Genomic DNA, 20,820 nt, shown 5'->3' on the forward strand with positions numbered 1-20,820 from the left:
TGGTGCGTCGGGGCGCTGATCGACTGCTCGTCAACGGCGCGGGGCACAGGGGGATTGGCGAAAGTCATATGTCGGGACCATACCGCGCTGATTTAGGTAAGGCTACCCTAATTGCAAAGTTGGGTTGTCTCACCGTCGCGGCCGATGTGGCCCGGCGACCCGCGCGCAGTCGCCTAATGGGTAGCGCTGCAACACGTTTCGTGGTCCCTGCTCCGGCGCCGCCAGGACAAGTGTTCTGCGCAGATGCGCGGGCTGCAAGGATGATCAGGTGACAGACCCCTGCGCGAGCTGCGGATTCACCTATGACCTGCGGCGCGCCACAGCCGCTGCCGACGACATCCGCGCCCAGGCCGCCGAAGTTGTTGCGCTCCTGTGCAATAAAGGGGTCCACGTGCGGCGGCGTCCGCGTCCCGACGTCTGGTCCCCGCTGGAGTACGCGTGCCATCTGCGGGATGTGCTGCTGGTGCAGCGCGAACGAGTGCTCGCGGCCCGGCGGCACAACGGGGCCGACTGCGTGCCGATGGGCCGCGAAGAGCGTGCTGAACACGAGGGTTACAACGAACAGGACCCCGCCGCGGTCGCGCGCCAACTCACCGACGCCGCAGCACTATTCGGCAATGTGCTCCTTCGGCTCTCCGCCACGGACTGGGATCGCACGGTCGTCTATCACTATCCCAAGACCAGCGAGCGGTCGTTGCGCTGGGTCGCCGTCCACACCGCGCACGAACTGCAGCACCACCTTCTCGACATCCGCCATCAACTCTGAGCCGCGCCGGACCCCGCCGCTACGGTGCAGAGCATGAATGTCGATGCCGTCGAGTTCAGTGAACGATGGGTGCGCAATTGGAACGCCCATGACGTCGAAGCAGTACTCGCCGACTTCCATGACGACGTCGTGTTCACGTCACCGGTAGCCGCCGAGCTCCTCCCGGCGACGGGCGGCGTCGTTCGCGGTAAGGACGCCCTACGGCGGTACTGGACCGAGGCCGTCGCACGCATCCCCGGGCTCCGGTTCACCGTCGAAGGCGTCTACCAAGGCGTCGACACGATCGTCATCAATTACCGCAACCAGAGCGGGAACTTGGTCAACGAGATCCTGACCTTCGCCGGCGACGCGGTCATCGAGGGCCGCGGCACCTACCACGTCGTCGACCCATAGCAGGGCGAGAAGCCTTTCCCACAAACACGAAAGTCACGACCTCTTGCGAGGCCGTGACCTTTCGTCGAACCGCTCAGTGTGGGCGAAGGGGGACTTGAACCCCCACGTCCCGAAGGACACTGGCACCTGAAGCCAGCGCGTCTGCCATTCCGCCACTCGCCCGGAAAAACAACCGATGGACCATATCACTCTAATGGCCCGATCCCCGAACCGCCGCAGTGGGCCCGTACACCGTCGCGTGCTGCGACCGGTCCGCCCGCATCGCTCTGAACTGGGCCGATGCAGTTCTCACAATTTCGAAAGTGCCGCGGCGGCACGATGTCCCGATACCATGCGGGAGTGATCCAGCACCGGGCTGATTCGTTTGCCGTCCACCGGCAATACCTCATGGCAAGTGCACACGAACGGTAGGACATGGGTAGCCAACGGGGGCTGGTCGCGCGGATCGAGCGCAAGCTCGAGGCGACGGTAGACAATGCCTTCGCCCGGGTATTCGGTGGATCGGTCGTTCCCCAAGAGGTCGAAGCCCTGTTATGCCGCGAAGCGCGTGACGGCGTGCAGCAGCTTCACGGAAATCGCCTTTTGGCCCCCAACGAATACATCATTACCCTCGGTATGCACGACTTCGAGAAGGTGAGCGCCGATCCGGATCTCACGTCGAGCGCTTTCGCGAGGTACTTGGCTGACTACATCCACGAACAGGGGTGGCAAACGTATGGTGAGGTGGTCGTCCGGTTCGAGCAGTCGACGAACCTGCACACCGGCCAGTACCGCGCCCGCGGTGCTGTCAACCCTGATGTCCAGCCCCGCCCGACGGTCGACGATCCCGTCCGGCCACAATCAAATAATGCGTTCGGCGAAGAACGAGGAGTAGCAGCAATGACTGACAATTCTGGCTACCGCGGGGCTCAGGGGCCAGGGCGCCCCGGCGACGAGTACTACGACGACCGCTATGGGCGTCCCCAGGACGAGGCACGTGGTGGCCCGGACCAGCAGGGCGCACCCGACCAGCGGGGCGGATATCCGCCCGAGCAGGGGGGCTATCCGCCTCAGCAGGGCTACCCGCCGCCCCGACACCCCGACCAGGGCGCTTACCCGGAGCAGGGCGGCTACCCCGAGCAGGGGCACGGCGGCTACCCGCCGGCGCAGGGCTACCAAGAACAGCGCGGCTATCCCGACCAGCAAGGGCAGGGCGGCTATCCCCCTCAGCAGGGCTACCAAGATCAGCGCGGCTACCCCGAGCAGGGGCAGGGCGGTTACCCGCAGTCATACGAGCAGCGTCCGCCCGCCCCCGGCGGTTACGGCGGCCAGGGTTACGACCAGGGCTACCGCCAAGGCGGCGGCTTCGGGCCCCCCGGCGGTCAGCAGGGTGGCGGTCAGCAGGGCTACGGCGGATACGGCGATTACGGTCGTGGTCCGGCCCGCCAGGACGAGGGCGGTTACGCCCCGCCAGAACAACGACCCGCCTATCCCGAGCAGGGCGGTGGCTACGACCAGGGCTACCAGCAGGGCGGGGGATACGGCCGCCAGGACTACGGCTCCGGCGAGTACACCCAGTACTCCGAGCACGCGCAGGGCGGCACCTACGGCGGTCAGGCCGGCGGCTACCCCGAGGCGGCCAGCCCCGAGTACGAGTACGGCCAGCAGGCGGAGTACGGGCAGCCGGCGGACTACGGCCAGCAGGCCGACTACGGCCAGCCCGCCGACTACGGCCAGCAGGCGGGTGGTTACGGCGGCTACGGCCAAGGCGGTTATGGGGCCGGCGGGACCACGATCACTCTGCAGCTCGACGACGGCAGCGGTCGCACCTACCAGCTCCGCGAGGGCTCCAACATCGTGGGGCGAGGCCAGGACGCTCAGTTCCGGTTGCCCGACACCGGCGTGTCACGGCGTCACCTCGAGATCCGCTGGGACGGACAAGTCGCGCTGCTCTCGGATCTGAATTCGACCAATGGCACCACGGTGAACAACGCACCGATCCAGGAGTGGCAACTCGCCGACGGCGACGTGATCCGCTTGGGCCATTCGGAGATCATCGTCCGGATCCACTAAGCCACTGGGCTTACCGCTGCCGTGCTTCGCCCCGTGTCGACCGCCGTCCAAGTATCGTGACGTAGCCGATGTGCTCGGAGTCACGGGCGCCAGGGATGCGACGCTAGGACGGAAAGGACGCCAGATGCAGGGACTGGTACTGCAGCTGACGCGCGCCGGATTTTTAATGCTGCTGTGGGTATTCATCTGGTCCGTGCTGCGAATCCTTCGGACAGACATCTACGCGCCCACCGGTGCTGTCATGGTGCGACGGGGGTTGGCACTGCGCAGCACGCTGCTGCCTTCTCGTCAGCGCCGGCATGCGGCCCGTTATCTGGTGGTCACCGAAGGGGCGCTGGCGGGCGGACGCATCACCCTCAGTGGACAGCCGGTACTGATCGGACGGGCCGACGACTCCACGCTGGTGCTCACCGACGACTACGCCTCGACGCGGCACGCCCGGCTGTCTCAGCGCGGCTCGGAGTGGTACGTCGAGGATCTAGGATCGACCAACGGTACTTACCTTGACAGGGCGAAGGTGACGACTGCGGTACGAGTTCCAATCGGAACGCCGATTCGGATCGGCAAAACGGCGATCGAGTTGCGCCCGTGACGCTGGTCCTGCGGTATGCCGCGCGGAGCGATCGCGGCCTGGTACGCGCCAACAATGAAGACTCGGTCTATGCCGGCGCGCGACTGCTCGCGCTGGCCGACGGCATGGGCGGCCACGCCGCCGGTGAGGTGGCATCCCAGCTGGTGATCGCCGCGCTGGCCCACCTCGACGACGACGAGCCGGGCGGCGATCTGCTGGCCAAGCTCGACGACGCGGTCCGCTCCGGCAATGCGGCCATCGCCGCGCAGGTCGAAGCCGAACCCGAGCTGGAGGGGATGGGCACCACCCTCACCGCGATCCTGTTCGCCGGCGACCGCATCGGGATGGTGCACATCGGTGACTCGCGGGGCTATCTGCTGCGCGACGGCGAGCTCACTCAAATCACCAAGGACGACACGTTCGTCCAGACCTTGGTCGACGAAGGCCGGATCACTCGGGAAGAGGCCCACAGCCACCCGCAGCGGTCGCTGATCATGCGGGCGCTGACCGGTCACGAGGTGGAGCCGACGTTGACCATGCGCGAGGCGCGCGCGGGCGATCGCTATCTGCTGTGCTCCGATGGGTTGTCGGATCCGGTGAGCGACGAAACCATTCTCGAGGCGCTGCAGATCCCCGACGTGGCCGAGGCCGCCTACCGGCTCATCGAGTTGGCGCTGCGCGGCGGCGGCCCGGACAACGTGACCGTCGTGGTCGCCGACGTGGTCGACTACGACTACGGGCAGACCCAGCCGATCCTCGCCGGCGCGGTGTCCGGCGACGAGGATCAGATGACCCTGCCGAACACTTCCGCCGGACGCGCCTCTGCGATCCGGCCGCGCGATGAGTCCGCCAAACGCGTTGCGCCGCAACCGGAAACACCGAACCGGCCGCGCTGGTCGCGGCGGAAGATGTTCTTCGCGGTCGCGCTGGCGGTGCTAGTGGTATTCGCCGGCCTCACCGTCGGATGGTGGGTCATCCAACGCAACTACTACGTCGCGGAATACAGCGGCAAGATCTCCATCGTCCGTGGCATTCAGGGCACGCTGCTGGGTGTGCCGTTGCAGCAGCCCTACCTGGTGGGCTGCCTCAACACCCGCAACGAGCTGTCCCTGGTCAGCTACGGGCAGACCGGCGGCCATTCCAGTTGCCAGCTGATGACGCCGCAAGACCTGCGCCGCCCAGGACAGGTCCAGGTGCAAACCGGGCTGCCGGGCGGCAGCCTGGACCAGGCCGAATCGCAACTGCGGCAACTGCTGGCCGAGTATCTGCTGCCGATCTGTCCGCCCCCGCGCGCCACGTCGCCGCCCGCATCATCCACCCCCCGCAGCGGAACACCAGAATCCGGCACCACAGCAGCACCGGCACCACCGACGACCAGCTCTTCGAGCGCCATCCCCCCACCGAGCACGAGCGCCAACGGCCCCGCGAACTCTGCGCCGGCAGGTCCGACGACCACGTCGCAGACAGTCACCGCGCTTCCCGGGCCGCCACCACAACCGGGCATCGATTGCCGGACGGTGGCATGACCACACAACTCCAGCCGCCGGTCGCGGTCACCCCCCCGTTGCCCACCCGGCGCAATGCCGAGTTGTTGCTTCTGGGCTTCGCCTCACTGATCACCGTCGCCGCGCTGCTGATAGTCGAAGCCAACCAAGAGCGCAACCTGCACTGGACCGCCATCAGCTACGGGCTGGTGTTTCTCGTCGTCTTCGGCTCGGCACACATGGCCATCAGGCGCTTCGCGCCTTACACCGATCCGCTGCTGCTGCCAATTGTGGCGTTGCTCAACGGACTTGGCCTGGTGATGATTCACCGGCTCGATCTGGTCACCAATCAGCTCAGCGGCCGGCACCACCCCAGCGCGACCCAGCAGATGCTGTGGACCCTGATCGGCGTGGTGACGTTCTCTCTGGTGGTCACGTTCTTGAAAGACCATCGGCAGCTGGCGCGCTACGGCTACATCTGCGGACTGGTCGGTCTGATCTTGCTGGTGATCCCCGCCCTGCTGCCGGCATCGCTGTCCGAACAGAACGGCGCCAAGATCTGGATTCGCTTGCCCGGCTTCTCAATTCAGCCCGCCGAGTTCTCCAAGATTCTGCTGCTGATCTTTTTCTCCGCGGTGCTGATCGCCAAGCGGGGCCTGTTCACCAGCGTCGGTAAGCATTTCATGGGACTGACGCTGCCCCGTCCCCGCGACCTCGCGCCCCTGCTGGCGGCGTGGGTGATCTCCGTCGGCGTGATGGCCTTCGAAAAAGACCTCGGCACTTCGCTATTGCTCTACACGTCGTTTCTGGTGGTGGTCTACCTTGCCACCCAACGCTTTAGTTGGGTGGGCATCGGCCTGGTGCTGTTCGTCGCGGGAAGCGTTGTCGCGTATTACATTTTCGCCCACGTTCGGGTGCGGGTGCAGATGTGGTGGGACCCGTTCTCCGACCCCGACGGCAGCGGCTACCAAATCGTCCAGTCGCTCTTCAGCTTCGCCACCGGCGGCATCTTCGGCACCGGCCTCGGTAACGGTCAGCCGGACACCGTGCCCGCCGCCTCGACCGACTTCATCATCGCCGCGTTCGGCGAAGAGCTCGGGCTGGTGGGCCTGGCCAGCATTTTGATGCTCTACACCATCGTCATCGTGCGCGGCTTGCGCACGGCCATCGCCACCCGCGACAGCTTCGGCAAGCTGCTCGCCGCGGGGCTGGCGTCGACGCTGGCCCTTCAGCTGTTCATCGTCGTCGGCGGGGTAACCCAGCTCATTCCCCTCACCGGGTTGACCACCCCGTGGATGTCCTACGGCGGCTCGTCCCTACTGGCGAACTACGTGCTGCTGGCCATCCTGGCGCGCATCTCGCACAGCGCCCGTCGTCCCTTGCGCACCCGCGCACGCAACGAGCCGTCGATCGCGGCGGCCGGCACCGAGGTGATCGAGAAAGTATGAACGCCTCCCTGCGCCGGATCTCGGTGACCGTGATGGCGTTGATCGTGTTGCTGTTGATCAACGCCACGATGACGCAGGTCTTCGCCGCCGACTCGCTGCGTGCCGACCCCCGCAACCAGCGAGTCCTGCTCGACGAGTATTCGCGCCAGCGCGGCCAGATCGTGGCCGGCGGCCAGCTGTTGGCCTACTCGGCCGCCACCGACAACCGCTACCGTTTCCTGCGCGTCTACCCCAACCCCGCGGTGTACGCGCCGGTCACCGGGTTCTACTCGCTGCGCTATTCCAGTACCGGCCTGGAGCGTGCCGAGGATCCGCTCTTGAACGGCTCCGACGAGCGGTTGTTCGGGCGCAGGCTGGCCGACTTCTTCACCGGTCGCGATCCGCGCGGCGCGAACGTCGACACCACGATCAAGCCGCGGGTGCAGCAGGCCGCCTGGGACGCGATGCAGCAGGGCTGCGGCGGTCCGCCTTGCAAGGGCGCCGTCGTCGCCCTCGAGCCGTCGACCGGCCGGATCCTGGCGATGGTGTCGTCGCCGTCGTATGACCCCAACCTGCTGTCGTCGCACGACCCCGAGGTGCAAGCCCAGGCGTGGCAGAAGTTGCGGGATGACCCGAACAATCCGCTGACCAACCGCGCCATCTCGGAGACCTACCCGCCCGGATCCACCTTCAAGGTCATCACCACCGCGGCGGCGCTGCAGGCCGGTGCGTCCGACACCCAGCAGCTGACGGCCGCGCGCTCGATTCCGCTACCCAACAGCACCGCATCGTTGGAGAACTACGGTGGGGAACCGTGTGGAAGCGAGCCGACGGTGTCGCTGCAGCAGGCCTTCGCGCTGTCCTGCAACACCGCGTTTGTCCAGCTCGGAATGCTCACGGGATCCGACGCGCTGCGCAACATGGCGCACTCGTTCGGGCTGGACAGCACGCCCAGTGTCATCCCGCTGCAGGTCGCGGAATCGACCATCGGGATCATTCCGGACGCCGCGGCGCTGGGAATGACGAGCATCGGCCAGAAGGATGTCGCTATGACGCCCCTGCAGAACGCCGAGATCGCCGCGACCATCGCGAACGATGGGGTGACGATGCAGCCCTACCTGATCGACAGCCTCAAGGGGCCCGACCTGACCACCATCAGCACCACGGCCCCGTATGAGCAGCGGCGCGCCGTGTCGCCGCAGGTCGCCGCTAAGCTAACAGAGCTGATGGTCGGCGCCGAGAAGGTCGCACAGCAGAAAGGGGCCATTCCCGGCGTGCAGATCGCATCGAAGACTGGTACCGCAGAGCATGGCAGCGATCCGCGGCACACCCCGCCGCACGCGTGGTACATCGCGTTCGCGCCCGCACAGACCCCGAAGGTCGCGGTGGCGGTGTTGGTGGAGAATGGCGCCGACCGCCTGTCCGCGACGGGGGGTGCACTCGCCGCGCCGATCGGACGGGCTGTGATCCAGGCTGCGCTACAGGGAGGACCATGAGCCCGCGAGTTGGTGTGACGCTGTCAGGCAGATACCGCCTTCAGCGCCTGATCGCCACCGGCGGCATGGGTCAGGTGTGGGAGGCGGTGGATAGCCGGCTGGGCCGGCGCGTCGCGGTCAAGGTGCTCAAGCAGGAGTTCTCCCAGGACCCGGAGTTCATCGAACGGTTCCGCGCCGAGGCACGCACCACCGCGATGCTCAACCACCCCGGCATCGCCGCCGTCCATGACTACGGCGAAAGCCAGCTCGACGGGGAAGGCCGGACCGCGTACCTGGTGATGGAGCTGGTCAACGGCGAGCCGCTGAACTCGGTGCTCAAGCGCACCGGCCGGCTGTCGCTGCGGCACGCGCTGGACATGCTGGAACAGACCGGTCGCGCTCTGCAGGTGGCGCACGCCGCCGGCCTGGTGCACCGCGACGTCAAACCGGGAAACATCCTGATCACCCCGACCGGCCAGGTGAAGATCACCGACTTCGGTATCGCCAAGGCCGTCGATGCCGCACCGGTGACCCAGACGGGGATGGTGATGGGCACCGCCCAGTACATCGCGCCCGAACAGGCGCTGGGTCACGACGCCACCCCGTCCAGCGACGTGTACTCGCTGGGAGTCGTTGGCTACGAAGTTGTTTCGGGTAAGCGGCCGTTTACCGGTGACGGCGCGCTGACGGTGGCGATGAAGCACATCAAGGAACCGCCGCCGCCGCTGCCCGCGGAGCTGCCGCCCAACGTGCGCGAACTCATCGAGATCACGCTGGTGAAGAACCCCGCGATGCGGTATCGCAGCGGGGGACCGTTCGCCGACGCCGTGTCGGCGGTGCGCGCCGGTCGTCGTCCGCCGCGGCCCAGCGCGACACCGCCCGCCGGCCGGGCTTCGCCGGCGGCCATTCCGTCCAGCCCCACCACTCGTGCCGCCGCGGTGTCGCCGGGCCGCAGCGCCGCGCCGCGCCGGTCGCGGCCGACCACCGGCGGCCACCGCCCACCCCCGGCCCGGCGCACCTTCTCGTCGGGTCAGCGCGCGCTGCTGTGGGCGGCCGGGGTGCTCGGCGCGCTGGCGATCATCATCGCGGTGCTCATCGTCATCAATTCGCGGGCGGACCAGCAGCAACAGCCGCCGACCGTGACCGACACCGGGACCCCTCCCGCATCCGCGCCGGCGAGCAAGACACCGAGCGGCTCGGGTGCCCAACCGGGTATGCGGCTTAATTGGCCGGATGACGGGACAATAGGGGCTTCCGGCTTCACCAACGTGCCGGCCCGACACGGAACACCGCAATGACCACGCCGCAGCACCTGTCCGACCGCTATGAACTGGGCGAAATCCTCGGCTTCGGGGGTATGTCCGAGGTTCACCTGGCCCGCGATGTCCGCTTGCACCGCGATGTCGCGGTCAAGGTGCTGCGCGCCGATCTGGCCCGCGATCCCAGCTTCTACCTTCGCTTCCGGCGCGAGGCGCAAAACGCCGCCGCGTTGAATCACCCGTCCATCGTCGCCGTCTACGACACCGGCGAGGCCGAGACGCCGACCGGGCCGCTGCCCTACATCGTCATGGAGTACGTCGACGGCGTCACCCTGCGCGACATCGTGCACACCGATGGTCCGCTGCCGCCGCGCCGGGCCATCGAGATCATCGCCGACGCGTGCCAGGCGTTGAACTTCAGCCACCAGAACGGCATCATCCACCGCGACGTCAAGCCGGCCAACATCATGATCAGCACCACCAACGCGGTCAAGGTGATGGACTTCGGCATCGCCCGTGCGATCGCCGACAGCGGCAACAGCGTCACCCAGACCGCCGCGGTGATCGGAACCGCGCAGTACCTGTCCCCCGAACAGGCCCGCGGTGACACCGTCGACGCTCGTTCCGACGTGTACTCCCTGGGTTGCGTGCTCTACGAAATCCTCACGGGCGAGCCGCCTTTCACCGGGGATTCGCCGGTTGCCGTTGCCTATCAACATGTTCGGGAAGACCCGGTCCCGCCATCGCAGCGGCACGACGGCATCTCCGCCGATCTCGACGCCGTGGTGCTCAAGGCGCTGGCCAAAAATCCCGACAACCGCTATCAGACCGCGGCGGAGATGCGGGCCGATCTGATCCGGGTGCACAACGGCGAGAAGCCCGAGGCGCCCAAGGTGCTCACCGACGCCGACCGCAGCTCGCTGCTGTCGTCCGGGGCGGGCGGTGCCGGCCCGTCGCGCACCGACCCGCTGCCGCGTCAGGTTCTCGCCGACGCGGGTGAGGACCGCAGCGTCGGTTCGGTCGGCCGCTGGATCGTCGCGGTGGCCGCGCTGGCCGTCCTGACGATCGTTGTCGTCATTGCTTTCAACACCTTTGGCGGCGGCGCCCGTGACGTCCAGGTGCCCGATGTGCGCGGGCAGGTGTCCGCCGATGCCATCGCGGCCCTGCAGAACCGCGGCTTCAAGACCCGCACATTGCAGAAGCCGGATTCGGCGATCCCGCCCGATCACGTCATCGGTACCGACCCGGGTGCCAACGCGTCGGTCAATGCGGGCGACGAGATCACCATCAACGTTTCCACCGGCCCCGAACAGCGCGAGGTGCCGGACGTCTCCTCGCTGAGCTACGCCGATGCCGTCACCAAGCTCAAGGCCGCGGGCTTCAGCAAGTTCAAGCAGGCCAACTCGCCGTCGACCCCCGAACTGCTGGGCAAGGTGATCGGGACCAACCCGCCGGCCAACCAGACGTCGGCGATCACCAACGTCGTCACCCTCATCGTCGGCTCCGGACCCGAGACCAAGCAGGTCCCCGATATCGCCGGCCAGACCGTGGACATCGCGCAGAAGAACCTGACGGTCTACGGGTTCAGCAAGGTCACCCAGGTGCAGGTGGACAGCACCCGCCCGGCCGGCGAGGTGATCGGCACCAATCCGCCCAAGGGCCAGATGGTTCCGGTGGATTCGGTGATCGAGCTACAGGTGTCCAAGGGCAACCAGTTCGTCATGCCCGACCTGTCCGGCATGTTCTGGACCGACGCCGAGCCGCGGCTACGGGCGCTGGGCTGGACGGGCATCCTGGACAAGGGCGCCGACGTCGACGCCGGGGGCTCCCAGTCCCATCGGGTGGTGTATCAGAACCCGCCGGCGGGCGCCGGGGTCAACCGCGACGGCATCATCACGCTGAAGTTCGGTCAGTAGCCGTCGGATCGGCCGGGAAGTACGGCCGCACCGCGGCGTGCACGTCGTTCTCGAGCCTGCGCACCAACGTGTCGTCGCGCTCCCACCCGCAATCGGCGAGCCAGTTCGCCAGCATCCGGTGACCGCCTTCGGTCAGGATCGATTCCGGGTGGAACTGGACACCGTGGATCGGCAAGTCGGTGTGCCGCACCCCCATGATCACACCGCTCGTCGTGTGGGCCGTGACCTGCAGCACCGGCGGCAGCGACTCGGGCAGAATGGTCAGCGAGTGGTAGCGGGTGGCCGTGAACGGATCTGGAAGTCCTTGCAGCACACCAACGTTGGTGTGGTAGACGCTGCTGGTCTTGCCGTGCAGCAGTTCGGGGGCGCGGTCGACGGTGGCGCCGAATGCCACTCCGATGGCCTGGTGCCCCAGGCAGACCCCGAGCAGGGGGGTCCGCTCGGCGGCGCAGGCGCGCACCATCGGAATCGAGGCGCCCGCGCGGTCCGGGGTGCCCGGCCCCGGAGAAAGCAGCACCCCGGCGAATTGCCGGGCGACGGCGGCATGATCGGCCGAGGGGTCGGAGAGCCGGGTGTCGTCGTTGCGCCAGACTTCGGCGTCCACACCCAGCTGACCGAGGTACTGCACCAGGTTGAACACGAAGCTGTCGTAGTTGTCGACGACCAGGATCCGCATCGTGTCAGGCTACCGTCCGCCGGCGCCCGCGCAGCTGGTCAGTAGCCGACGGGGCCGTTGGGCTGCGCGAAATGCAACCGGTCGGGCTCGACATGACCGACGACCTGCACGTCGGGCTTCACCTCTTCGTCGTAGCCGAGGCCGAAGCGGACCGCGTACTGCTTGTACAGGATCACCAGCGGGGCGGCGGCGAGCGCGGCCTGCATGGCCGCCGCGTTGCCGATCGCGGTGATGGTGTACGGCGGGCTGTAGGTGCGCCCGTTGAGCAGCAGCGTGTTGCCGACGCAGCGCGGCACCGACGTGGCGATGATCCGCTGGTCTTGCATCTGGATCGCCTCCGCGCCGGCGCTCCACAGGGCGTTGAGCACGGCCTCGATGTCCTGTTGATGCACCACCAGGTCGTCGGGGGAGGCGTCGCGCGGGAAGCGGCCGTTGGCGTCGCGCTGGGCGTCGGCCAGCGTGACCACCAGCCCCGGGCCGTGCACCGGGCTCATTCCCGCGGCGTCGGCGAGCTGCGTGGAGCGGCGGCGCATGGCCGCCAGGGCGGCGTCGGAGGACCGGCCGTGGGCGGCGTCGATCTTGCCCGTCAGTTGCTCGCGTTGGGCGCTGAGGCGGTTCACCGATGACTGGGTCTCGCGGACCAGGTCCACCAGCCGCGGGGCGTCGCTGCGGCGGATTTCGGCGCCGCCGGAGACGCCGTGGGTGGCGGCGAGCAGCAGTCCGGCCAGCAGACACACCACCGGGACGCCAAAGCGCCATGGCGACCGGCGCGTCTGGATCATCGAGTCTCCATTTCCTGGTCACCGCCCCAGGTGAGTTAGTCTCGTAGCCAAGCTATGGGTGCGACTGCAGTGTTTATCGTTGCACCCCGTCCCGCTCACCGTGTCGTTGAGGTAATCCGCGAGGTAATCATGCCCAAGTCCAAGGTCCGCAAGAAGAACGACTTCACCGTCACTGCGGTCAGCCGCACCCCGGTGAAGGTCAAGGTCGGGCCGTCGAGCGTGTGGTTCGTCGCGTTGTTCATCGGTCTGATGCTGATCGGCCTCGTCTGGCTGATGGTGTTCCAGTTGGCCGCCGTCGGGAGCCAGGCGCCGGCGGCCCTCAATTGGATGGCGCAACTGGGCCCGTGGAACTACGCGATCGCGTTCGCTTTCATGATCACCGGGTTGTTGCTCACGATGCGCTGGCACTGAGCGGTACGGCCGGCGGAATGAATTCATTTTTGGGCTGATCTGGTACCTCGTCAGCAACTTTCCGACCACCCAATCACACGCGTGTGATTTATCCCCACTGTTGATAGCTGATGTGGATAACTGCATAGGCAGTGGTGGGAGGGGCTAAGGACGGCATGCAGCAAACACAATGGGAGCCGCACACAGCGGGAATCGCTGGTTGTGGAGCCGCGGGCGTTTTAATGGCTATCGCCGCTGTGACCTTGGTCACAGACCCGCCGGGGCGGATTCTGGCGGGCGTTGCCGCGGCGGGTCTGCTCTTGTTTGCCGGCGTGTCGTGGCGCGCGCGTCCCAAGCTGGCAATCACGCCCGACGGCCTCGTGCTGCGCGGCTGGATCCGAACGCAGGTATTGCAGCATCCGGACATCAAGATCATCCGCATCATCGAGTTCCGCCGCTACGGGCGCAGGGTGCGGTTACTCGAGGTCGAGACCGCCGACGGTGACCTGGTGCTGTTCTCCCGCTGGGACCTCGGGACGGACCCGGTCGAGGTCCTCGACGCGCTCACCGAAGCCGGCTACGCGGGCCCCCAGCAGCGCTGAACGGCCCGCGGCGTCGCTGCCGGGTTCAGGAGATGGTGATCGACTCGATGACGACCGGCTCGGTGGGCCGGTCGTTGCCGTCGGTGCTGGTCGTGGAGATGGCGTCGACGACCTTTTGCGACTCCGGATCGGTGACTTCGCCGAAGATCGTGTGGCGCCGGTTCAGGTGCGGGGTTTGGCCGACGGTGATGAAGAACTGCGAGCCGTTGGTGCCCGGGCCCGCGTTGGCCATCGCCAGCAGGTAGGGCTTGTCGAATTGCAGTTCGGGGTGGAACTCGTCGGCGAACTTGTAGCCCGGGCCGCCGCGACCGGTTCCGGTCGGGTCGCCACCCTGAATCATGAAGCCCCGGATCACCCGGTGGAAGACCGCGCCGTCGTAGAAGGGGCCGGAGGAGCCTCCCGATGCGTTCTGCGTCGAGTACTCCTTGGTGCCCTGCGCCAGGCCAACGAAGTTGGCGACGGTCTTGGGCGCGTGGTTCCCGAAGAGGGCGACCTTGATGTCGCCGCGGTTGGTGTGGAGCGTGGCGGTAGCAGTCTGAAAGGGGCTGTTGGTCACGGCATGAGAGTCTGCCACTACGGACGGGCGTTGCCGCACGCGGTGTCACCCAAGGCGAGGCCGACGCCCCTATGCTGGCAGTCTGTTCAGATACCCGGCCAGCGTCACGGCGGGCTCGTTCCACGGGACAGAAAGGCGGACAGATGAGCGCGAAGGCGGATTCCCGGCTGACCCCGCGGCAGCGATTGGCCCGCGGCCTGAGCTATTCGGCGCAGGGACCCGTGGACCTCACCCGGGGGGTGGTCGGCCTCAGTGTCCAGTCGGCGCAGTCGACCGCGGCGCAGCTGCGTCGCCGCTACCGCGAGGGGCGCCTGGCCCGAGAACTCGCCGCCGCCCAGGAAACGGTCGCCCAGGAGCTGGCCGCCGCACAGGAAGTGGTGACGAACCTGCCTCAGGCGTTGCAGGACGCCCGGCGCGCGCAGCGGCGCGGCAAGCGCCCGCTCGTTGTCGCGGGAGTCGCGGTCGCCGTCCTCGCCGGCGGCGCCGCCGCATTCAGCATCATCCGGCGTTCCGTGCGCGCGAAGCCCCAGGATCCCCAGTCGCGCCCGCCCAGCGTCGACGTGCAGCCGCGCCCGTAACCGCTCAGCGCGCGGCCAGCCGCAACCGTTCGCGGCGCCGCACCAGAATGCTCGGCAGCCATTCCCCGACGTCCGTCGCGTCGATCCATGCGGTGCGCTCGAGCAGCATGCTCAAGACGACTGTGGCTTCCAGCCGGGCCAGCGCGGCCCCCACGCAGAAATGCACGCCCTTGCCGAAGCTCAGGTGAGTCTTGCCGGCGGCGCGGTCGAGCCGAAATTCGCCGGGGGCGTCGAAGTGCGCCGGATCGCGGTTGGCGGCTCCCCACATCAGCAGCAGGTGTGCGTTGGCCGGTACGTCGACCCCGCCGAGCGTGGTGTCGCGCCAGACGTGGCGGTAATGACCGCGAAACGGGGACTCGAAGCGCAACACCTCTTCGATGAAAGCGCTTAGCAATTCCGGGTTTTCGCGCAGCTGAAGCTGGATCGCGGGGCGGTCCGTGAGGATCCACGCGGCGCTGCCCAGGAGCGACGCCGTCGATTCGCCGGCGGCGCTGAAGAGCGTGAGCATGATGCCCAGGGCCGGCACCTGCTCGAGTTCACCCGAGGCGTAACGTGCGGCCAGGTCGGCGATCAACGTGGCTTCGCCGCTGCCCCTTGCCTTTTCGAAATGCTCTAGGACGTAGCCCGACAGTTCCATTGCCGCCGTCCCGGCCTGCGTGAGTTGCGCGGCTGTGACGATCCCGTCGAGCAACGTGGTGGTGGCGTAGCCGAGCCGGATGAGTTTGTCGACGTCGTCGTCGGGCAGTCCCAACAACTTGCACACCACCATCATGGGCAGCCGGTTGGCGAGGGCGCTCATCCACTCGATGTGACCGTCTCGCAGGCTGTCGTCCCAGAGCCGGTGGGCGGTCGCGCGCGCGAATTCCTCGATGATCCGAATTCGCTTGGCCGACAAGTGCGGCAGCAGAATCTTGCGGTGTACGGCGTGCGCCGGGTCGTCGGCGGTGGCCAGGGTGTGGATCGGATCCCCGGGCGCGCCCATGCCGAGCGGGGTGATGGTGCCGTCGTCCCCGAAGACCATGGTCGCGGTAAGGTTCGACGAAAAATCCTCCACCCGGTCGACCGCCTCTTGCACTGCGTCCCAACCGCATACGGCGTAGAACACCGAATCGCCGATGCGGTGCACCGGCGCCTCGGCCCGCATGCGGTCGAACAGGGGATAGGGGTCCTGTATCGCGTCGCTGCCGAAGAACCGGATCGCGCTGTCCAAGACCGCCATGCGTTTCAGGCTCGATGCGCAACATCGGTAGGTCAATGGGGCGCGGAGAAGTTGAGGAACGTTCGCCGCGGCGGCCGGGGTCGGCGGACTGCCCCCCGGCCGTCGCCAGCAGCGCCTTCGGCTGAGAAATAACACGTGCGAATTCTCACGCCGCGAAAAGTATTTCTGAAGGCCGCAGACTGGTGGAGCATGGATGGATGCCTGGTGACGACTGGTTGGTCGGACGGGATCGGCGCGGCGAGGCCACCGAACGGATCTACACCGCGGCGGCCGACCTCATCGCGCGCCACGGATACGACGGCTTCACGATCGAGGCGTTGGCGGCGCGGGTGCACTGCTCGCCGGCCACGATCTACCGGCACGCCGGCGGCAAGGCGACGATCCGCGACGCCGTGATTCGTGTCCAGGCCGCGCGCATCGTCGATACGACCCGGGAAGCGATCAAGGACCTCACGGGCGCCGAGCGAGTCGTGACCGCGACGATCATGGCGTTGGAACGCCTGCGCTCCGACCCGCTGGCCCAGCTCATGCGCTCGATCCACGCCGCTCCGGTCAGCGATTGGGTCATCAGCTCACCGACCGTGACGGCCCTGGCCGCCGAGATGCTGGGGCCAGGCAACGATGATCCCCTGGCGGCGCAGTGGCTGATCCGCGTCTTCCTGGCGCTGTGGGGCTGGCCGCTCAAAGACGCCGCCGCGGAACGGGCCCTGGTGGAACGGTTTCTCGGCGCGTCCTATGGGGGAACAGGGGACGGCGCCGGTGCGTGAAGAACGGGATTGGCCTGTGGAGCCTAGGGGAATCGAACCCCTGACACCCGCCTTGCAAAGGCGGTGCTCTACCAACTGAGCTAAGGCCCCTCATCGTGACTGGGTGGTTGACCTTGGTCATCCACAGCCACGTGCCAGACCTCGACTCCACGTCGTGACCACGCCACCGCTGCCAATACGGCGATAAGTCCCAGCGGCAGTGCGAGTCTTACGCAACGTCTTGACGGGCACATGGTTGTGGGCCTAGGAGGACTCGAACCTCCGACCTCTTCGTTATCAGCGAAGCGCTCTAACCGCCTGAGCTATAGGCCCGTACTCGCGTACGGCCGAGCGACGAGATTACCGCAATCCGCGCCCGACTCCCAAAAGCGCAGCATCCACGCTAGTCGCGGTCCGCCAGCGTCACCTCGACACCGCCGATCAGATCGGTGGTCAGGTTGTAGACGAACGCGGCGATGGTGGCCATCGCGGTCAGCAGCACGATGTTGACCAGGCCGATCAGGACGGCGCCGCCGAAAATCGTGCCGCTGGATACCAGTTCGCCGCTGCTGCCGCTGGTGTTGTTGAGCAAATCACCGACGTTGCTGTTCAACTTCGACCACACGCCCATTCCGCCGAGCACCAGGTAGAGGAACGCGACGGCAATCATCCAGACGAAGAACAGGGCCACCGAGAGCAGCAGCGAGACCTTCAACGTGCTCCACGGATCGATGCGGCGGATCTGCATGCTGGCCCGCACCGGGCCCCGCGTGCGCCGCGACACCTGCACCCGGCCGTCGCGGTTGTCCCGGCTCTCCCGGTTTTCGGCCGTGGCCGAGCGTCCGGCCCCCGACGAGCTCGCCGTCTCCGCGGGCCGCTCGGGGGCGGGTTTGCGGTGCGGGCCGCGCGGCACCGGGCCGGACAGATCCGGCAGCTCGCTCGCGTAGGCCTCCGTCGCCGACGTCTCAGGACGGGCGGGCTCGGGATCTTTGGCGTGCGAGGGAGCGCCCGCCCCGGGCGCCGCGGTGCCGGAGATGAAGCGGTTCAACCTGGCCTCGACGCCCCCGGCCTGGCCCGAGGGCCGCTTCTCGGTGGGCGGTTCGTTCTGTCGAGGCCCCGGCTGCTGGGGCCGGCCGCCACCGCGCTGCCACGGTGGTCCGTCCCCGCCCTCCTGGGCGCCTTGGGCGCGGCCCCCCTGCGCCGGCGGCGCCGCGCGGCGCACACCGGCACGCTCGACCGAACCATCCCCGTTGGGGCCGTCCCCCTTGTTGGGGGCGCCCGGCTCGTTCGGTGAGGTCACCCCGACTCCTTAGGTCTCCTACTCGGGCCGCCGCGCGGCCCGACCGTCATCGGGCTGAGTCTAGTGGCTCGGCGCCGACTAGCTCTCCGACTCCGTGGCACCGTCGCTTTCCTCGACGACCTCGTCCGCGTTTGCCTCGGCGTTGCGGGCGATGGCCAACAGCGTGTTCTCTTCACCCAGGTTCATCAGGCGCACGCCCTTGGTCTGCCGTCCCGCCTTGCGGACCTGGCCCGCCGCGGTGCGGATGACGCCGCCTCCCGAGGTGATCGCGTACAGCTCGCTGTCCTCATCGACAATCAACGCACCGACCAGCCTGCCACGGCGGCGGTCGTACATCACCGTTAGGACGCCCTTGCCGCCGCGGCCCTGCACCGGATACTCCTCGATCGCGGTGCGCTTGGCGTACCCGCCCGACGTGGCCACCAGCAGATAGGTGCCCTCGCGGACGACGTTGAGCGACAACAGATAGTCGTCGGCGTTGAACCGCATGCCCTGCACACCGGAGGTGGCGCGGCCCATCGGGCGCAGCGCTTCGTCGGTCGCCGAGAACCGGATGGACTGGCCGTTGGCCGAGACCAGCAGCAGGTCCTCGTCGGCGGAGCAGAGGACCGCACCGACCAGCTCGTCGTTGTCGCGCAGGTTGATCGCCACGATTCCGCCCGAGCGGTTGGAGTCGAAGTCGGTCAGCTTCGTCTTCTTCACCAGGCCGTTGCGGGTGGCCAGCACCAGGTACGGGGCATCCTCGTAACTGCGGATCTGGATGACCTGGGCGATGCGCTCCTCGGGTTGGAACGCCAGCAGGTTGGCAACGTGCTGACCGCGCGCCGTTCGCGACGCCTCCGGCAGTTCGTACGCCTTGGCCCGGTAGACCCGGCCCTGCGTGGTGAAGAACAGGATCCAGTCGTGCGTGGAGCACACGAAGAAGTGCCGCACGATGTCGTCCTGTTTCAGCCCGGCGCCCTGCACCCCCTTGCCGCCGCGTTTCTGGCTGCGGTACAGGTCGGTCTTGGTGCGTTTGGCGTAGCCGGTTTCGGTGATGGTGACGACGACGTCCTCGCGGGCGATCAGGTCCTCGTCGTTGACGTCCCCGTCGGCGGCGATGATCCGGGTGCGGCGCTCATCGCCGTGCTTGTCGACGATCTCGGAGAGCTCGTCGTGCACGATGCGGCGTTGCCGCTCGGGCTTGGCCAGGATGTCTTCCAGGTCCGCGATCTCGGCTTCGATCTTGGCCAGGTCGTCGATGATGCGCTGGCGCTCCAGGGCGGCCAACCGGCGCAGCTGCATGTCCAGGATCGCCTGGGCCTGGATTTCGTCGATGTCGAGCAGGTCGATCAGGCCGGCGCGGGCGATCTCCACGGTCTCCGACGCGCGGATCAAGGCGATCACCTCGTCGAGCGCGTCGAGCGCCTTGACCAGACCGCGCAAGATGTGCGCACGTTCGTTGGCCTTGCGCAACCGGTAGGTAGTGCGCCGCACGATGACGTCGAGTTGATGCGCCACGTAGTGACGGATCATCTGGTCGAGGCGCAGCGTGCGCGGCACCCCGTCGACGATCGACAGCATGTTCGCGCCGAAGCTGGTCTGCAGCTGGGTGTGCTTGTAAAGGTTGTTCAGCACCACCTTGGCCACGGCGTCGCGCTTGATCTCCACCACGATGCGCAGGCCGACGCGGTCGCTGGACTGGTCCTCGATATTGGAGATGCCCGCCAGCTTGCCGTCGCGCACCTGCTCGGCGATCGAGGTGATGAAGTTGTCGTGGTTCACCTGGTAGGGCAGCTCGGTGATCACCAGCGAGGTGCGGCCGCGTGAATCCTCTTCCACCTCAACGACTCCGCGCATCCGGATCGACCCGCGGCCGGTGGTGTACGCGTCATGAATGCCCTGCGATCCGACAATCAGACCGTGGGTGGGGAAGTCCGGGCCCTTGACCCGCTCGCAGACCGCGGCCAGCGTGGCCTCTTCGTCGGCTTCGTGATTGTCCAGGCACCAGTAGACGGCTTCGGCCAGCTCGCGCAGGTTGTGCGGCGGGATGTTGGTCGCCATGCCCACGGCGATACCGCCGGAGCCGTTGGCCAGCAGGTTGGGGAACCGGCTGGGCAGCACGGTCGGCTCTTGCACCCGACCGTCGTAGTTCGGGATGAAATCGACTGTCTCTTCGTCGATTTCGCGCAACATCTCCATCGCCAGCGGAGTCAGGCGCGCCTCGGTGTACCGCATGGCGGCCGGCGGATCGTTGCCGGGCGAACCGAAGTTGCCCTGCCCGTCGACCAACGGGTAGCGCAGCGACCACGGCTGGGCCATCCGCACCAGGGTGTCGTAGATCGACGCGTCGCCGTGCGGGTGGTAGTTGCCCATCGTCTCGGCCACTGACCGCGCCGACTTGGCGTGGCTGCGGTCCGGGCGGAACCCGGAATCATACATCGCGTAGAGCACCCGGCGGTGCACCGGCTTGAGGCCGTCGCGCACCTCGGGCAGCGCCCGCCCCACGATGACGCTCATCGCGTAATCGATGTAGCTGCGCTGCATCTCCTGCTGAATGTCGACCGGTTGGATCCGGTCGACGGAGTCGTCACCTGGCGGCAGCGTGGTGTCAGTCATGTATTCCTCGTTGGTCGGTCAACGGTGGAC

The 20,820-nt window shown here is 67.4% G+C and carries 19 protein-coding genes and 3 tRNA genes; 13 read left to right on the plus strand and 9 right to left on the minus strand.

Annotation, left to right across the window (positions count from 1 at the left end; genetic code table 11):
* Positions 1–268 precede the first annotated feature (268 nt).
* Together AC5Y5B_RS09670 and AC5Y5B_RS09675 are read left to right on the plus strand one after the other, a co-directional pair.
* A complete protein-coding gene (locus tag AC5Y5B_RS09670) occupies positions 269–766 on the plus strand; it encodes a DinB family protein (RefSeq protein ID WP_112632429.1) in 498 nt (165 codons plus the stop codon).
* Between the two features lie 33 nt (positions 767–799).
* Positions 800–1,159 carry a nuclear transport factor 2 family protein gene (locus AC5Y5B_RS09675; protein ID WP_112632526.1) on the plus strand — a complete coding sequence of 120 codons (360 nt, stop codon included), beginning with the start codon at positions 800–802 and terminating at the stop codon, positions 1,157–1,159.
* Between the two features lie 79 nt (positions 1,160–1,238).
* On the opposite strand, the gene AC5Y5B_RS09680 is transcribed toward AC5Y5B_RS09675, so the two are convergent.
* Positions 1,239–1,321 (minus strand) — tRNA-Leu (locus AC5Y5B_RS09680).
* A gap of 252 nt (positions 1,322–1,573) precedes the next feature.
* Between AC5Y5B_RS09680 and AC5Y5B_RS09685 the strand changes: the two genes are divergently transcribed.
* From AC5Y5B_RS09685 to pknB, 7 genes are all read left to right on the plus strand, one after another.
* Positions 1,574–3,211 (plus strand): FHA domain-containing protein, encoded by a 1,638-nt coding sequence (locus AC5Y5B_RS09685; RefSeq protein ID WP_500005237.1) that lies wholly within the window; start codon positions 1,574–1,576, stop codon positions 3,209–3,211.
* A gap of 124 nt (positions 3,212–3,335) precedes the next feature.
* Entirely contained in the window at positions 3,336–3,803 is a 468-nt protein-coding gene (locus AC5Y5B_RS09690) for an FHA domain-containing protein FhaB/FipA (RefSeq protein ID WP_007771646.1), read from the plus strand.
* Positions 3,800–5,308, plus strand: coding sequence for a PP2C family protein-serine/threonine phosphatase (locus AC5Y5B_RS09695; RefSeq protein WP_500005238.1), 1,509 nt, complete (start codon positions 3,800–3,802; stop codon positions 5,306–5,308). Before AC5Y5B_RS09690 ends, AC5Y5B_RS09695 begins: the two co-directional genes overlap by 4 nt.
* Positions 5,305–6,714, plus strand: coding sequence for an FtsW/RodA/SpoVE family cell cycle protein (locus AC5Y5B_RS09700; protein ID WP_500005239.1), 1,410 nt, complete (start codon positions 5,305–5,307; stop codon positions 6,712–6,714). The genes AC5Y5B_RS09695 and AC5Y5B_RS09700 overlap by 4 nt, the downstream gene beginning before the upstream one ends.
* Positions 6,711–8,189 (plus strand): D,D-transpeptidase PbpA, encoded by a 1,479-nt coding sequence (pbpA, locus tag AC5Y5B_RS09705; RefSeq protein WP_112632425.1) that lies wholly within the window; start codon positions 6,711–6,713, stop codon positions 8,187–8,189. The genes AC5Y5B_RS09700 and pbpA overlap by 4 nt, the downstream gene beginning before the upstream one ends.
* Positions 8,186–9,466 (plus strand): serine/threonine-protein kinase, encoded by a 1,281-nt coding sequence (locus AC5Y5B_RS09710; RefSeq protein WP_500005240.1) that lies wholly within the window; start codon positions 8,186–8,188, stop codon positions 9,464–9,466. Before pbpA ends, AC5Y5B_RS09710 begins: the two co-directional genes overlap by 4 nt.
* On the plus strand, positions 9,463–11,343 hold the full coding sequence (gene pknB / locus AC5Y5B_RS09715; RefSeq protein ID WP_500005241.1) for a Stk1 family PASTA domain-containing Ser/Thr kinase: 1,881 nt from the start codon (positions 9,463–9,465) through the stop codon (positions 11,341–11,343). The genes AC5Y5B_RS09710 and pknB overlap by 4 nt, the downstream gene beginning before the upstream one ends.
* On the opposite strand, the gene AC5Y5B_RS09720 is transcribed toward pknB, so the two are convergent.
* Positions 11,321–12,019 carry an aminodeoxychorismate/anthranilate synthase component II gene (locus tag AC5Y5B_RS09720; RefSeq protein ID WP_500005242.1) on the minus strand — a complete coding sequence of 233 codons (699 nt, stop codon included), beginning with the start codon at positions 12,017–12,019 and terminating at the stop codon, positions 11,321–11,323. The genes pknB and AC5Y5B_RS09720 overlap by 23 nt on opposite strands.
* A 38-nt stretch (positions 12,020–12,057) precedes the next feature.
* On the minus strand, positions 12,058–12,801 hold the full coding sequence (locus AC5Y5B_RS09725) for a DUF881 domain-containing protein (RefSeq protein WP_500005243.1): 744 nt from the start codon (positions 12,799–12,801) through the stop codon (positions 12,058–12,060).
* 129 nt (positions 12,802–12,930) lie between these two features.
* Here AC5Y5B_RS09725 and crgA point away from each other — a divergent pair, with 129 nt between their 5' ends.
* A complete protein-coding gene (crgA, locus tag AC5Y5B_RS09730; RefSeq protein WP_112635166.1) occupies positions 12,931–13,212 on the plus strand; it encodes a cell division protein CrgA in 282 nt (93 codons plus the stop codon).
* A 155-nt stretch (positions 13,213–13,367) separates the two neighbouring features.
* Complete coding sequence (locus AC5Y5B_RS09735; protein WP_500005244.1) at positions 13,368–13,793, plus strand: PH domain-containing protein; 426 nt, start codon at positions 13,368–13,370, stop codon at positions 13,791–13,793.
* A gap of 25 nt (positions 13,794–13,818) precedes the next feature.
* On the opposite strand, the gene AC5Y5B_RS09740 is transcribed toward AC5Y5B_RS09735, so the two are convergent.
* Positions 13,819–14,367, minus strand: a complete 549-nt coding sequence (locus AC5Y5B_RS09740; RefSeq protein WP_066861810.1) for a peptidylprolyl isomerase — start codon at positions 14,365–14,367, stop codon at positions 13,819–13,821.
* A 125-nt stretch (positions 14,368–14,492) separates the two neighbouring features.
* Here AC5Y5B_RS09740 and cwsA point away from each other — a divergent pair, with 125 nt between their 5' ends.
* On the plus strand, positions 14,493–14,927 hold the full coding sequence (cwsA, locus tag AC5Y5B_RS09745; RefSeq protein WP_500005245.1) for a cell wall synthesis protein CwsA: 435 nt from the start codon (positions 14,493–14,495) through the stop codon (positions 14,925–14,927).
* A 4-nt stretch (positions 14,928–14,931) separates the two neighbouring features.
* Here cwsA and AC5Y5B_RS09750 read toward each other — a convergent pair whose 3' ends face one another.
* Positions 14,932–16,146, minus strand: coding sequence for a cytochrome P450 (locus AC5Y5B_RS09750; RefSeq protein ID WP_112635170.1), 1,215 nt, complete (start codon positions 16,144–16,146; stop codon positions 14,932–14,934).
* 197 nt (positions 16,147–16,343) lie between these two features.
* Here AC5Y5B_RS09750 and AC5Y5B_RS09755 point away from each other — a divergent pair, with 197 nt between their 5' ends.
* Entirely contained in the window at positions 16,344–16,913 is a 570-nt protein-coding gene (locus AC5Y5B_RS09755) for a TetR/AcrR family transcriptional regulator (protein ID WP_500005246.1), read from the plus strand.
* A 17-nt stretch (positions 16,914–16,930) separates the two neighbouring features.
* Here AC5Y5B_RS09755 and AC5Y5B_RS09760 read toward each other — a convergent pair.
* From AC5Y5B_RS09760 to gyrA, 4 genes are all read right to left on the minus strand, one after another.
* A tRNA-Ala gene (locus AC5Y5B_RS09760) sits at positions 16,931–17,003 on the minus strand.
* Positions 17,004–17,151: 148 nt separating this feature from the next.
* A tRNA-Ile gene (locus tag AC5Y5B_RS09765) sits at positions 17,152–17,225 on the minus strand.
* Between the two features lie 70 nt (positions 17,226–17,295).
* On the minus strand, positions 17,296–18,192 hold the full coding sequence (locus tag AC5Y5B_RS09770) for a DUF3566 domain-containing protein (protein WP_500005247.1): 897 nt from the start codon (positions 18,190–18,192) through the stop codon (positions 17,296–17,298).
* A gap of 78 nt (positions 18,193–18,270) precedes the next feature.
* A complete protein-coding gene (gene gyrA / locus AC5Y5B_RS09775; protein ID WP_500005248.1) occupies positions 18,271–20,790 on the minus strand; it encodes a DNA gyrase subunit A in 2,520 nt (839 codons plus the stop codon).
* Between the last annotated feature and the right edge of the window lie 30 nt (positions 20,791–20,820).

It is taken from the genome of Mycobacterium sp. NGS33 (assembly GCF_059812885.1).